Origin of the sequence: Pseudomonas kitaguniensis (assembly GCF_009296165.1) — a bacterium.
In the GTDB taxonomy this organism is placed as follows: domain Bacteria; phylum Pseudomonadota; class Gammaproteobacteria; order Pseudomonadales; family Pseudomonadaceae; genus Aquipseudomonas; species Aquipseudomonas kitaguniensis.
In genome coordinates this window covers 1-13,104 of record NZ_VUAZ01000079.1, presented here as the reverse complement: position 1 = coordinate 13,104, position 13,104 = coordinate 1, and the positions used below count along the sequence as shown (strand labels likewise).

Annotated in this window: 15 protein-coding genes; 14 read left to right on the top strand and 1 reads right to left on the bottom strand. The window is 59.7% G+C overall.

The annotated features are described in order from the left end of the window. Positions 1-28: 28 nt before the first annotated feature. The gene (locus F0169_RS14470) at positions 29-607 is read right to left on the bottom strand and encodes a Maf family protein (RefSeq protein WP_152746906.1); all 579 of its coding nucleotides are present in this window, start codon (positions 605-607) and stop codon (positions 29-31) included. Positions 608-712: 105 nt separating this feature from the next. Between F0169_RS14470 and F0169_RS14465 the strand changes: the two genes are divergently transcribed. The 14 genes from F0169_RS14465 to F0169_RS14400 all read left to right on the top strand — a co-directional run bounded on the left by F0169_RS14465 (position 713) and on the right by F0169_RS14400 (position 12,852). Beyond that, on the top strand, positions 713-1,243 hold the full coding sequence (locus F0169_RS14465; RefSeq protein ID WP_015885435.1) for a YceD family protein: 531 nt from the start codon (positions 713-715) through the stop codon (positions 1,241-1,243). 13 nt (positions 1,244-1,256) lie between these two features. Further along, positions 1,257-1,439, top strand: coding sequence for a 50S ribosomal protein L32 (gene rpmF / locus F0169_RS14460; RefSeq protein ID WP_008152339.1), 183 nt, complete (start codon positions 1,257-1,259; stop codon positions 1,437-1,439). 4 nt (positions 1,440-1,443) lie between these two features. Further along, entirely contained in the window at positions 1,444-2,454 is a 1,011-nt protein-coding gene (gene plsX / locus F0169_RS14455) for a phosphate acyltransferase PlsX (protein ID WP_099236189.1), read from the top strand. Between the two features lie 126 nt (positions 2,455-2,580). Further along, a complete protein-coding gene (fabD, locus tag F0169_RS14450; protein ID WP_152746905.1) occupies positions 2,581-3,519 on the top strand; it encodes an ACP S-malonyltransferase in 939 nt (312 codons plus the stop codon). A 45-nt stretch (positions 3,520-3,564) separates the two neighbouring features. Further along, entirely contained in the window at positions 3,565-4,308 is a 744-nt protein-coding gene (gene fabG / locus F0169_RS14445; RefSeq protein ID WP_058412350.1) for a 3-oxoacyl-ACP reductase FabG, read from the top strand. Between the two features lie 192 nt (positions 4,309-4,500). Then, the gene (gene acpP / locus F0169_RS14440) at positions 4,501-4,737 is read left to right on the top strand and encodes an acyl carrier protein (protein ID WP_058412349.1); all 237 of its coding nucleotides are present in this window, start codon (positions 4,501-4,503) and stop codon (positions 4,735-4,737) included. Between the two features lie 144 nt (positions 4,738-4,881). Beyond that, the gene (fabF, locus tag F0169_RS14435) at positions 4,882-6,126 is read left to right on the top strand and encodes a beta-ketoacyl-ACP synthase II (RefSeq protein WP_058412348.1); all 1,245 of its coding nucleotides are present in this window, start codon (positions 4,882-4,884) and stop codon (positions 6,124-6,126) included. After that, a complete protein-coding gene (gene pabC / locus F0169_RS14430; protein ID WP_152746903.1) occupies positions 6,126-6,941 on the top strand; it encodes an aminodeoxychorismate lyase in 816 nt (271 codons plus the stop codon). The genes fabF and pabC overlap by 1 nt, the downstream gene beginning before the upstream one ends. A 1-nt stretch (position 6,942) precedes the next feature. After that, positions 6,943-8,136 carry an endolytic transglycosylase MltG gene (gene mltG / locus F0169_RS14425; RefSeq protein ID WP_152746902.1) on the top strand — a complete coding sequence of 398 codons (1,194 nt, stop codon included), beginning with the start codon at positions 6,943-6,945 and terminating at the stop codon, positions 8,134-8,136. A 19-nt stretch (positions 8,137-8,155) separates the two neighbouring features. After that, complete coding sequence (tmk, locus tag F0169_RS14420) at positions 8,156-8,788, top strand: dTMP kinase (protein ID WP_099236185.1); 633 nt, start codon at positions 8,156-8,158, stop codon at positions 8,786-8,788. Continuing rightward, positions 8,781-9,770: a DNA polymerase III subunit delta' gene (locus F0169_RS14415; protein ID WP_172979442.1), complete on the top strand. Its 990-nt coding sequence runs from the start codon at positions 8,781-8,783 to the stop codon at positions 9,768-9,770. Before tmk ends, F0169_RS14415 begins: the two co-directional genes overlap by 8 nt. 62 nt (positions 9,771-9,832) lie before the next feature. Then, on the top strand, positions 9,833-10,618 hold the full coding sequence (locus F0169_RS14410; RefSeq protein WP_152746899.1) for a TatD family hydrolase: 786 nt from the start codon (positions 9,833-9,835) through the stop codon (positions 10,616-10,618). Between the two features lie 457 nt (positions 10,619-11,075). Further along, positions 11,076-11,744: a TetR/AcrR family transcriptional regulator gene (locus tag F0169_RS14405; protein WP_152746898.1), complete on the top strand. Its 669-nt coding sequence runs from the start codon at positions 11,076-11,078 to the stop codon at positions 11,742-11,744. A gap of 139 nt (positions 11,745-11,883) precedes the next feature. Next, positions 11,884-12,852, top strand: a complete 969-nt coding sequence (locus F0169_RS14400) for a GTP 3',8-cyclase MoaA (protein WP_152746897.1) — start codon at positions 11,884-11,886, stop codon at positions 12,850-12,852. Positions 12,853-13,104: the final 252 nt, after the last annotated feature.

The following is a 13,104-nucleotide window of genomic DNA, read 5'->3' as shown; positions in this document are numbered from 1 at the left end:
CCCCTCCCACATTGGTTTTGCAGTGTATTTAAGGGATTTGCACGCCTTCGGCCAGCAACATGTCTATCAGGCGAATCAGCGGCAAGCCGATAAGGCTGGTGGCATCTGCGCCTTCGGTGCTTTGGAACAGGCTCACACCCAACCCCTCTGCCTTGAAGCTGCCCGCGCAGTCATACGGTTGCTCGATACGCAGGTAGCGCTCGACACGCTCAGCGTCCAGCACGCGCATCTGTACGGTGAAGGGCACGCAATCGACTTGGCAGTGCCCGGTCTGGCTATTGAGCAGCGCCAGACCTGTGAGGAAGCTAACCCGCTTGCCGCTGGCCGCCAGCAATTGCTCACGGGCGTTTTCGAAGGTGTGGGGTTTGCCGATGATCCGGCCGTCGAGCGCCGCTACCTGATCCGAGCCGATAATCAGATGCCCTGGGTAGCTCGCTGCAAGGGCGCGGGCTTTTTCTTCGGCGAGGCGCTTGACCAGCTCGATGGCAGGCTCATTTTCGCGATGGCTTTCGTCGATGTCAGGCGAGCTGCAGATGAACGGTAGATGCAGCCGGCTGAGTAATTCCCGGCGATAAACCGAGCTGGATGCGAGTAATAAAGGCAGCATGGGCGTCTCCTCAGGGCGGTTGCGAATTCTAGCGGCGTGACCCGCTGACGCACAGGGCTGAATTTCCTTTGACATGGCTGGGTGCATCCCTATAATGCTGCGCCTATGTTGAATGACCCGATTCCACCTCACGTTGACCCGCGCAAATTGGCTGATCGTGGCACTTCCCTTCAAGGTGAATTGCTGCTGGCCGATTTGGAGAGACTCTGCGACCCGCTTTCCGACACTGTCGGTACGGTGCAGGCTAAATTCGTTTTTGAACGAGATGAACGTAAATCTGTGGTAATTCACAGTTTTATCGACACCGAAGTCAAAATGGTTTGCCAGCGTTGTCTTGAGCTGGTCACCCTGCCGATTCACAGCGAGTGCAGTTATGCTGTGGTGAAGGAGGGTGCGAATACCCAGTCGTTGCCGAAAGGTTATGACGTGCTGGAACTGGGCGAAGATCCTTTGGATCTGCATGCACTGATCGAGGAGGAGCTTTTGCTCGCCTTGCCCATTGTGCCTGCTCATCATCCGGAAGAATGCCAGCAGCCGGAGGGGCTCGATGATGAGTCCGAACCGAGCGAGGACGAGGTAACGCGGTCCAACCCGTTCAGTGTATTGGCGCAGTTAAAGCGTGACCCAAACGTTTAGGAGTTAATCAATTATGGCTGTTCAGCAGAACAAAAAATCCCGCTCTGCCCGTGACATGCGTCGTTCGCACGACGCCCTGACGGCAAGCACTTTGTCTGTAGAAAAAACCACCGGTGAAATTCACCTGCGTCACCACGTATCGCCAGAAGGCGTATACCGTGGCCGTAAAGTGATCGACAAGGGCGCTGACGAGTAATCACTTGTCTGCTCAAGTCATCGCGATTGACGCAATGGGCGGGGACTTCGGTCCCCGCAGCATTGTTCAGGCTTGCATTGCCAGCCTGTCTGCAACGCCCTCGCTGCACCTGACCCTCGTTGGTCAACCCTCCCTGATTGAAGAACTGATTGCCAGCCATCCGGCGGTGGATCGCGCGCGCCTGACGATTACGCCCGCCAGCGAAACCATCAGCATGGATGAAAAGCCGGCGACGGCCCTGCGTGGCAAACCCGACTCTTCGATGCGCGTGGCCCTGGAATTATTGCGAGATGGCAAGGTGCAAGCCTGTGTCAGTGCTGGCAATACCGGTGCGTTGATGGCGTTGTCGCGGCATGTCCTCAAGACGCTGCCGGGTATTGATCGGCCGGCGATGGTGGCGGCCATTCCGACGCAGAAGGGCTATTGCCAACTGCTCGACCTGGGCGCAAACGTCGATTGCACTGCCGAGCACCTGTTCCAGTTTGCGCTGATGGGCTCGGTGGCCGCTGAGGCGCTCGGTGTGGCGCGGCCGCGGGTCGCGTTGCTGAATATCGGCACTGAAGACATCAAGGGTAACCAGCAGGTCAAGCGAGCCGCCAGCCTGTTACAGGGCGCGCGGGGTTTGAACTACATCGGCTTCGTCGAGGGTGACGGCCTGTACCGTGGCGAGGCGGATGTGGTGGTGTGCGACGGGTTTGTCGGTAATATCCTGCTCAAGTCCAGCGAAGGCCTGGCAACCATGATCGCCACGCGTATCGAGGCGTTGTTCAAGCAGAACCTGGCGTCACGCATGGTGGGCGCGTTGGCGCTGCCATTGATGCGCCGCTTGCAGGCTGACTTGGCACCGGCACGGCACAATGGTGCGAGCTTTTTAGGGCTGCAGGGCATCGTGGTGAAAAGCCATGGCTCGGCGGGCGTGCAAGGCTTTCAGAGTGCTATAGCGCGGGCGTTGATCGAGATCCAGGAAAACCTGCCGCAACGCCTGCACGGCCGTCTAGAGGATCTGTTGCCTTAGGCGAATTGGCCCGGGAATGCTTAAATGTGACCGGCCAGTTCAATTGACCATCCAATCTGTCAGTTTCGTGCGCTCCCACTGTAGGAGTGTGCATTTTTGACGACCAGATTATTAGGGGCTTGTTACATGTCTACATCCCTCGCATTCGTCTTTCCAGGGCAAGGTTCGCAGTCCCTCGGCATGTTGGCCGAGCTGGGCGCGCAATACCCGCTGATCCTGGAAACCTTCAAAGAAGCTTCCGATGCTCTGGGCTACGACCTGTGGGCATTGACCCAGCAGGGGCCGGAAGAGCAACTCAACCAAACCGACAAAACCCAGCCGGCCATCCTGACCGCCTCGATCGCCTTGTGGCGTGTGTGGCTGGCGGAGGGCGGCGCGCGCCCGGCTTATGTGGCCGGTCACAGCCTGGGCGAATACAGCGCTCTGGTTGCAGCGAGCAGCCTGACCCTCGCTGAAGCGGTCAAGCTGGTCGAGCGCCGTGGTCAGTTGATGCAAGATGCGGTTCCGGCCGGGCAGGGCGGCATGGCCGCTATTCTCGGGCTGGACGATGCTGTGGTGATCGAAGCCTGTGCCGAAGCGGCGCAAGGTGAAGTGGTCAGCGCGGTGAACTTCAACTCGCCGGGCCAGGTGGTGATCGCCGGTGCCAAGGCTGCGGTTGAACGTGCCATCGAAGGCTGCAAGGCGCGTGGTGCAAAGCGCGCCTTGCCATTGCCGGTCAGCGTGCCGTCGCACTGTGAGCTGATGCGCCCGGCCGCCGAGCGGTTTGCCGAGTCGATTGCCGCCATCAACTGGCAGGCACCGCAGATTCCGCTGGTGCAGAACGTCAGCGCGGCCATCGCTGTCGACCTCGACACCCTCAAGCACGACCTGCTGGAACAACTCTACAAGCCTGTGCGCTGGGTTGAGTCGGTTCAGGCGCTGGCCGCCAAGGGCGCTACCGAGCTGGTCGAGTGCGGCCCCGGCAAAGTCCTGGCTGGCCTGAACAAGCGCTGCGCCGACGGCGTATCGACTGCCAACCTGAATACCCCGGATGCCTTCGCTGCTGCTCGCGCGGCGCTGGTCTGAACTCTGAATCCTGAACCACGATCCCCGAACTTAGGAGAAGCCTGCATGAGTCTGCAAGGTAAAGTTGCACTGGTTACCGGCGCCAGCCGTGGCATTGGCCAGGCGATTGCCCTGGAACTGGGCCGTCAGGGTGCCGTTGTAATCGGCACCGCCACATCCGCCTCGGGTGCCGAGCGTATTGCCGCGACCTTGAAGGAAAACGGCGTTCAAGGCACCGGCCTCGAGCTGAACGTAACCAGCGACGAATCCGTTGCCGCTGTTTTGGCTGAAATCACTGCACAGTTCGGCGCACCGGCTATTCTGGTAAATAACGCCGGTATCACCCGCGATAACCTGATGATGCGCATGAAAGACGACGAGTGGTACGACGTGGTCGATACCAACTTGAACAGTCTGTTTCGCCTGTCCAAGGGCGTTTTGCGTGGCATGACCAAGGCGCGTTGGGGCCGAATTATCAATATTGGCTCCGTAGTGGGTGCCATGGGCAACGCAGGCCAAGTAAACTACGCTGCGGCCAAGGCCGGTCTGGAAGGTTTCAGCCGTGCATTGGCACGTGAAGTCGGTTCGCGTTCGATTACGGTCAACTCGGTGGCCCCAGGGTTCATCGACACCGATATGACCCGCGAGCTGCCGCAAGCACAGCGTGAAGCGTTGCTGACACAGATTCCGCTGGGCCGTCTGGGCCAGGCTCAAGAGATCGCGAATGTGGTCACTTTCCTGGCATCCGACGGTGCGGCATACGTGACTGGGGCTACAATCCCGGTTAACGGCGGGATGTACATGAGTTAAATTGTGACGGATCGCTTCAAAAAAATGTCATACGAGCTGTCTAAAATCCGTTATAAAGCTGCAACTTAATTTATAGGCAGGTGGTCGGCCGGGTACGCGGGTGAAGCTTTCAGTTGAAAAACTGAAAAGGCTTTCTATACACTTACCCACTGGCCAGCTGCCTGAATTTGTCCATTAGGAGTTAAACAAGGTATGAGCACCATCGAAGAGCGCGTCAAGAAAATCGTTGCCGAGCAACTGGGCGTTAAGGAAGAAGAAGTCAAAAACGATTCTTCCTTCGTAGAAGACCTGGGTGCCGATTCCCTTGACACCGTTGAGCTGGTGATGGCTCTGGAAGAGGAATTCGAGACCGAAATCCCGGACGAAGAAGCTGAAAAAATCACTACTGTTCAAGCTGCTATCGACTACGTTACTGCCCACCAGGCGTAATAGTTTGTAGTCGTCGCTTGTTGTTAGGGAAAACCGCACTGCTGTAACGGCGTGCGGTTTTTTCTTTAGCTCAGATGAAACTTTTGGTCTGATGAAGCGTGAGCGCTGAAGCGAAGTGTCGTCATCAAGAAAAAGGAGAGTGCTGTGTCGCGTAGACGCGTCGTAGTCACCGGTATGGGTATGCTGTCGCCACTGGGTACGGATGTGCCGAGCAGTTGGCAGGGCATTCTGGCTGGTCACAGTGGTATTGGTCTGATCGAACACACTGACCTTTCTGCCTATTCCACCCGTTTTGGCGGCTCGGTAAGGGGCTTCAATGTCGAGGAATACCTCTCGGTCAAAGAGTCCCGCAAACTCGACCTGTTCATTCAATACGGCCTGGCAGCCGGTTTTCAGGCGGTGCGTAATGCCGGCCTGGAGGTCACCGACGCCAACCGTGAGCGCATCGGCGTGGCCATGGGTTCGGGTATTGGCGGTTTGACCAATATCGAAGAAACCAGCCGCACGCTGCACGATTCCGGCCCCCGTCGAATTTCACCCTTCTTCGTGCCGGGCTCGATCATCAATATGATTTCCGGTTTCCTGTCCATCCATTTGGGGGCACAGGGGCCTAACTATGCCATTGCCACCGCCTGCACCACAGGCACGCATTGCATCGGCATGGCGGCGCGTAATATCGCCTACGACGAAGCGGACGTGATGATCGCCGGTGGCGCCGAAATGGCGGCCTGTGGTCTGGGCATGGGCGGCTTCGGCGCGTCCCGTGCACTGTCAACCCGCAACGACGAGCCAACCCGGGCCAGCCGTCCGTGGGACAAAGGCCGTGACGGTTTTGTGCTGTCCGACGGTGCCGGCGCCTTGGTACTCGAAGAGCTGGAGCACGCCAAAGCGCGTGGCGCCACCATCTACGCGGAACTGATCGGCTTCGGCATGAGTGGCGATGCTTACCACATGACCTCGCCACCGTCCGACGGTGCCGGTGCCGCGCGTTGCATCACCAACGCCTTGCGCGACGCCAAGGTCAACCCGGACCAGGTGCAGTACATCAACGCCCATGGCACGTCGACGCCGACCGGCGATTTGGCCGAAGCCGAAGCCATCAAGTCGGTGTTCGGCGAGCACGCCTACAAACTCGCAGTCAGCTCAACCAAGTCGATGACCGGTCACCTGTTGGGTGCAGCGGGCGCGGTCGAGGCGATCTTCAGCGTGATGGCCATCAAGGACCAGGTCGCTCCGCCGACCATCAACCTTGATGAGCCGGACGAAGGCTGCGACCTGAACTTCGTGCCTCACGAAGCGCAGCCAATGCCGATCGACGTGGTTATCTCCAACTCGTTCGGGTTTGGCGGCACCAACGGTTCCCTGGTGTTCCGCCGGTTCGCCGAGTGATGCAAGGCTGGGTCGACGGTCAGCCAGCGGACAGCGTGCCCCTGAAAGATCGCGGCCTGGCGTACGGCGATGGCCTGTTTGAAACCATCGCCGTCAGGGCTGGGCAGCCTGTGCTGCTCGACCGTCACCTGCAACGCCTCGACCAGGGTTGCAGGCGCCTCGCCTTGCTGGCGGATCACGCGTTGATCCGCGGCGAAGTGGTGGCCTATGCCGCCGCCTTGGTTGACGGTGTACTCAAGTTGATCCTCACCCGTGGCGACAGCCTGCGCGGTTATGGCATCAACCCCGGCGCCCCGGTGCGCCGTATCTTGCAGGGCAATCCGCCGGCACCTTATCCCGAAACGCATGCAACCGACGGCATTCGCCTGTTTGCGTGCGCTACACGCTTGGCCGAGCAGCCGTTGCTGGCCGGTCTGAAACACCTCAACCGCCTCGAACAAGTAATCGCCCGCGCCGAATGGCAAGATGCCGAACACGCCGAAGGTTTAATGCTGGATATGTCCGGGCGTGTCATCGAAGGCGTGTTCAGCAATCTGTTTGTTGTGCGCAATGGCTTGTTACTGACCGCTGATCTGAATCGTTGCGGGGTTGCTGGCGTCATGCGCGCGGAAATTCTGGCTCAAGCGCAGGCGCTGGGCATCCCGCAGGCTGTGGTCGATATTAGCCTTGAGCAGTTGCAGCAGGCCGACGAGGTCTTTGTGTGCAACAGCGTTTATGGCATTTGGCCGGTGCGTGGCTACGCTGCGATGAGCTGGCCGGTTGGGCCGCTCACCCGTAAACTGCAGGGCATTGTTCGCGCGCTATTGGATATTTGAGTTGATACGAAAACTGGTTTTACTGCTGCAGATTGCCTTGGTTTCCGCAGGCCTGGTGCTCGGCTTCTCGGCCTGGAAGCTCAATTCTGCCTTGAAGCAGCCCTTGAACCTGCCCCAGGAACAATTGCTCGACGTGCCTGCCGGGTCGACCCCGACCGGCACCTTCAATCGTCTTGAAGCGGACGGCGTGCTCGACGATGCCTTCTGGTTGCGCCTTTACTGGCGCTTCAACCTCGACGGTCAGCCGTTGCACAGCGGTGAATACCGCATGACGCCAGGCCTTACCGCCGAAGGTTTGATTGGCCTGTGGCAACGCGGCGAAGTGGTGCAATACAGCCTGACGCTGGTAGAGGGCTGGAACTTCCGTCAAGTGCGCTCAGCGCTGGCCAAGCATGAAAAGATCGTGCAAACCCTCAGCGGCCTGAGCGACAGCGAAGTCATGGAAAAACTCGGCCACCCCGGCGTATTCCCCGAAGGGCGCTTCTTCCCGGATACCTACCGCTTCGTGCGCGGCATGACTGACGTCGACTTCCTGAAAAAAGCCTACAACCGCCTGGACGATGTGCTGGCTCAGGAGTGGAGCAAGCGCGCTGCCGATGCGCCCTACACCGACCCTTACCAAGCGCTGATCATGGCCTCCCTGGTGGAGAAAGAGACCGGTGTGCCGGAGGAACGTGGGCAGATTGCCGGCGTGTTCGTGCGCCGCCTGAAGATCGGCATGCTGCTGCAGACCGACCCCACGGTGATCTACGGCTTGGGCGAGCGCTACAACGGCAAGTTGACCCGCGCGCACCTCAAGGAAGCCAACCCTTACAACACCTACATGATTGCCGGCCTGCCGCCGACACCGATTGCCATGGTTGGCCGCGAGGCGATCCACGCAGCGTTGAACCCGGTGCCGGGCACTAGCCTGTATTTCGTCGCGCGTGGCGATGGCAGCCATATTTTCTCTGATGACCTGGATGCGCATAATGCCGCCGTGCGTGAGTTTCAACTCAAGCGCCGCGCGGATTACCGCTCCAGCCCGGCGCCGACGGCAAAGCCTGCGCAAGAGCCGGCGCCAGCTGCCGATGTGCCTGTTGACGCGCCCGCAGACAAACCTGTCGACGCACCGACCGATGCACCGACCGATGCACCGGCTGAAACGCCTGCCGAACCTGCCCCGGACAGCAGCGCGCCGCAAAGCCCGCAATGACTCTGACTAAGGACTGCCTGTGACTGGCTTGTTTATAACCCTGGAAGGCCCGGAAGGCGCCGGCAAAAGCACCAACCGCGATTATCTGGCCGAGCGTTTGCGTTTGGACGGCATCGAAGTGGTGTTGACCCGTGAGCCCGGCGGTACGCCGTTGGCCGAACGCATCCGCGAGGTGTTGCTGGCGCCAGGTGAAGAGCCGATGAACCCGGACGCCGAGCTGCTCTTGGTGTTTGCCGCCCGTGCCCAGCACCTGGCCGAAGTGATTCGCCCGGCCCTGGCACGTGGTGCGGTGGTGATTTGCGACCGTTTTACCGATTCCACTTACGCTTATCAGGGCGGTGGCCGGGGCTTGTCGCTGGAACGCATCGCCACCCTGGAAACCTTCGTGCAGGGCGATTTGCGCCCCGACCTGACGCTGGTGTTCGACTTGCCGGTGGAAGTCGGCCTGGCCCGCGCGAGCGCCCGCGGTCGCCTCGATCGTTTTGAGCTCGAAGGCCAAAAGTTCTTCGGCGCCGTGCGCAGCGCGTTTCTCGAACGTGCCAGGGCTGAACCTGCGCGTTATTACCTGCTCGACGCGGCCCAGCCCTTGGCGCAGGTGCAGCACGCCATTGATGCGCTGGTGCCAAACCTGTTGGAGCGCGCCCGTGGCTGAAGCCTATCCATGGCAGGCCAGCCTGTGGCAGCAACTGGCCGGGCGCGCCCAGCACGCGCATGCCTATTTGCTGCACGGGCCAATCGGTATCGGCAAACGCGCGTTGGCCGAGCGCCTGATGGCGAGCCTGTTGTGCCAGCGGCCAGTCGATCTGCAAGCCTGCGGAGCGTGTAAATCCTGCCTGTTGCTCAAAGCCGGCAGCCACCCCGACAACTATGTGCTGGAACCTGAGGAAGCCGACAAGGCGATCAAGGTCGACCAAGTGCGTGATCTCGTCAGCTTCGTGGTGCAGACCGCGCAGATGGGCGGGCGCAAGGTGGTTCTGATCGAGCCGGTGGAGGCGATGAACATTAACGCCGCCAACGCCTTGCTCAAAAGCCTGGAGGAGCCTTCGGGCGACACGGTCTTGTTGCTGGTGAGCCACCAGTCCAGCCGCTTGTTGCCGACTATTCGCAGCCGCTGCGTGCAGCAAGCCTGCCCGTTGCCGAGTGAGGCAATGAGTTTGCAATGGCTGGCGCAGGCACTACCTGAGTGTTCCAACGACGAACGCGTCGAGTTGCTGACACTGGCTGCCGGCTCACCGCTGGCCGCCGTGAAGCTGCAAGCCCAAGGCGTGCGCGAGCAACGGGCGCTGGTCGTGGACGGGGTCAAAAAGCTGCTCAAGCAAGAGCAGTCCGCCACGCAACTGGCTGAAGCCGCCTGGAAAGATATTCCGTTGCTGCTGCTGTTCGACTGGTTCTGCGACTGGTCGAGCCTGATCCTGCGCTACCAGTTGACCCAGGACGAAAGCGGCCTGGGCCTGCCGGACATGCGCAAGGTGTTGCAGTACCTTGCGCAGAAGAGTGCACAAGACAAGGTGCTGAACATTCAGGACTGGATTTTGGCCCAGCGCCAGAAGGTCCTTGGCAAAGCCAATCTCAACCGCGTGCTGTTGCTTGAAGCGCTGCTGGTGCAGTGGGTCGGGCTGCTCGGCCGCCGTTAATTTCCGAGGCCTGCGGGTGTATCGTTGGCCACACATGTTGCGTAACTTAAGTCTGATTTCCTATGCTCGTAGATTCCCATTGCCACCTTGACCGTCTCGACCTTGCCCAGCATGGCGGTTCCCTTGACGCCGCGCTTGAGGCTGCCCGCCAGCGTGGGGTAGGGCACTTTCTGTGCATCGGCGTGAGCGCCGAAAACGCCGCTGACGTCAAAGCGCTGGCTGAGCGTTATGCCGATGTTGATTGCTCGGTAGGCATTCACCCGCTGGACCTCAAACCCGGTGAAGCGCCTGCGCTTGATTGGTTGTTGGGCGAACTCAACCACCCGCGCGTGGTAGCGATTGGCGAAACCGGCCTGGATTACCACTACGAGCCCGAAGCCGCCGAGTTGCAACAAGCGTCCTTTCGCCTGCACCTGCAAGCCGCTCAGCACACCGGCAAACCGGTGATCGTGCACACCCGTGGCGCCCGCGCCGACACCTTGGCGCTGCTGCGCGAAGCCGCATTGCCGCAAGCCGGCGTGCTGCATTGCTTCACCGAAGATTGGGACATGGCCAAGGCCGCCCTGGACTTGGGGTTCTACATTTCGCTGTCGGGCATCGTCACCTTCCGCAACGCCGATGCCCTGCGCGACGTCGCGCGCCAAGTGCCGGCCGACCGCCTGCTGGTGGAAACCGACTCGCCTTACCTGGCGCCCATCCCGCATCGTGGCAAGCCCAACCTGCCCGAATACGTGCGCGACGTGGCGGACTACCTGGCGATGCTGCGCGGTGAGTCGTACGAGCGTTTGGCCCAACAGACCACCGAAAACTTCAAGCGCCTGTTCCCGCTGGCCCACGTCGGCGGTTAGCGGCGCCGGGGAATGTGCCAAACCACGCGCAAAAAAAACCCGGGTTCTGGGGGGGGGAATCCGGGTTAAGGCCATTAGGAGTAAATAAAGGGTACGCAGTCCGTCGGTACCCAGGTCGACGCGTCACTTGGGGGGAGATGCCACGTCGATAGTTCAAGTATTGATCAGTATCCCATTCAGTCCAGCCGCATCTGATCGTTTTTTAAACAGATTTGGAATACGCGCGCTTCGCTTGAGTTCTCATTGAACGGGTGCACAGTGGTGGTTGTTGTGTATTGTTTCTGACTGACATCAATGAAATCGTTGGCGAGCGGAAAGTAAAACGCACAGCGGGTTCACATAGACGTTGCTCAGCGACCGTTCAGTCGGGATAATCCCGTGCATCGGGTAAATCGTATCGCCACGTATCCGTGGCCTGGCGTAACCCACCCCATTCAACTCTGCAGACCTCTTTCTCATGCACAAAGAACCCCGTAAGGTCCGTGAGTTTCGCCGCCGTGAGCAAGAAATTCTCGACACCGCGCTCAAGCTGTTCCTCGAACAAGGCGAAGACAGCGTCACCGTCGAGATGATCGCGGATGCCGTGGGCATCGGCAAAGGCACGATCTACAAGCACTTCAAATCCAAGGCCGAAATCTACCTGCGCCTGATGCTCGACTACGAGCGTGATTTGAACGAGCTGCTGCATTCGGCTGATGTCGATAAAGACAAGGAAGCCCTGTCACGGGCTTACTTCGAGTTCCGCATGCGTGACCCGCAGCGCTACCGCCTGTTCGACCGCCTGGAAGAAAAAGTGGTCAAGGGCAATCAAGTGCCGGAAATGGTCGAGGAGTTGCACAAGATTCGCGCCTCGAACTTCGAGCGCCTGACCCTGCTGATCAAAGGTCGTATCAGCGAAGGCAAGCTTGAAGATGTGCCGCCGTATTTCCACTACTGCGCCGCCTGGGCCTTGGTGCATGGCGCCGTGGCGCTGTACCACTCGCCGTTCTGGAGCAATGTGCTGGAAGATCAGGAGGGCTTCTTCCAGTTCCTGATGGACATCGGCGTGCGCATGGGCAACAAGCGCAAGCACAGCGCCGAGCCACCGGGTGCGGAGCCGAAAAACGCCGAAACCCCGGCTACTTAAGCATTCCCCCACAGTGATGGCGCAATGATTTACTGCCAGTTGCTGTACCCCAGGAATATACTCAGGCAAGGATCTTGCTAAGAGCTGATTAATGAGTCAGCTTTTAGTGTGCCCGAACAATCCTCTGCCGGAGTGATCCATGATCGTTGATCGTCAAGGCAGGCGGTTCCGTAATTTGCGGATCAGCCTGACCTCAGCCTGCAATTACGCGTGTACTTACTGCGTGCCGGACGGCAAGCGGCTGGTGGCTGCCCAAGACGAACTCTCGGCCGATGCCATGGCCAGGGGCGTTGCGTACCTGATTGAAGCGGCCGGTATCGACCGCCTGCGCATTACCGGCGGCGAGCCGCTGGTCAGCCCCAAACTGGAAGCCTTTATGGGCGCGGTGGGGCAGATGGGCCTCAGTGATATTAGCCTGACCACCAATGGCCAACTGCTGGCGCGCAAACTGCCGTTGTTGGTGGAGGCCGGCATTCGGCGTATCAATGTGTCGCTCGACACGCTGGACGCAGATGCGTTTCGCCGTATTGCGCGGGGCGGCGACCTGGCCACGGTGCTTGACGGCATGGAGCAGGCGCGGGCGGCCGGGATCAAGATCAAGGTCAATATGGTGCCGTTGCGCGGGCAGAACCTTGATCAGGTGATGCCGCTGCTGGATTACTGCCTCGAACGTGGCTATGAGCTGCGCTTTATCGAGTTGATGCGTATGGGGCACTTGGCCAAAGACTCCAATGCGTTCTTGCAGCAATTCGTCAGTTTGCAGCAACTGCTGGGTTTGATTGGCGAACATCATGAGTATCTGCAGGCCGATGCGCCGGTGGACGCTACCGCTGTGCGCTACGAAGTGCCGGGCAAGGGTTTTTTTGGCGTGATTGCCAACGAGAGCGTGCCGTTCTGCCGTACCTGTTCACGGCTGCGGTTGTCCTCGACCGGTTGGCTGCATGGTTGTTTGTCGTCGAGCAATCGTCACTATGTCGGTGACTTGCTGGACAAACCGCGCCATCAAGCGCTGCCGGCGTTGCAGGGTTTGCTGATGAAGGCGCTTGGCGACAAACAGGAAGTCGCGTTTTCGGGTGGGGCGACCGTCATGAAGATCATTGGCGGCTGAGCCGGTTCTGTGGGAGGCCCCACTGCATTTTTGATGTAGCGCTGTCGCGCAGCAAGCGGGCGTGCGGCCATCGTGGTTTAAACGGGGCGCTTCTCAGATCAAAAGCAGGTCAAAAGCAAGCGCATGGCGGCCTGAAAGCCGACCTGAGTGTTTGAAGCGGATCAAAGGCGGCTTTTGCATACACAGCAGATCTGCTTCTTTTGCTTTTCTGTGGGAGGGGGTTGCTCCCGATAGCAGTGTGTCAGTTGAAAA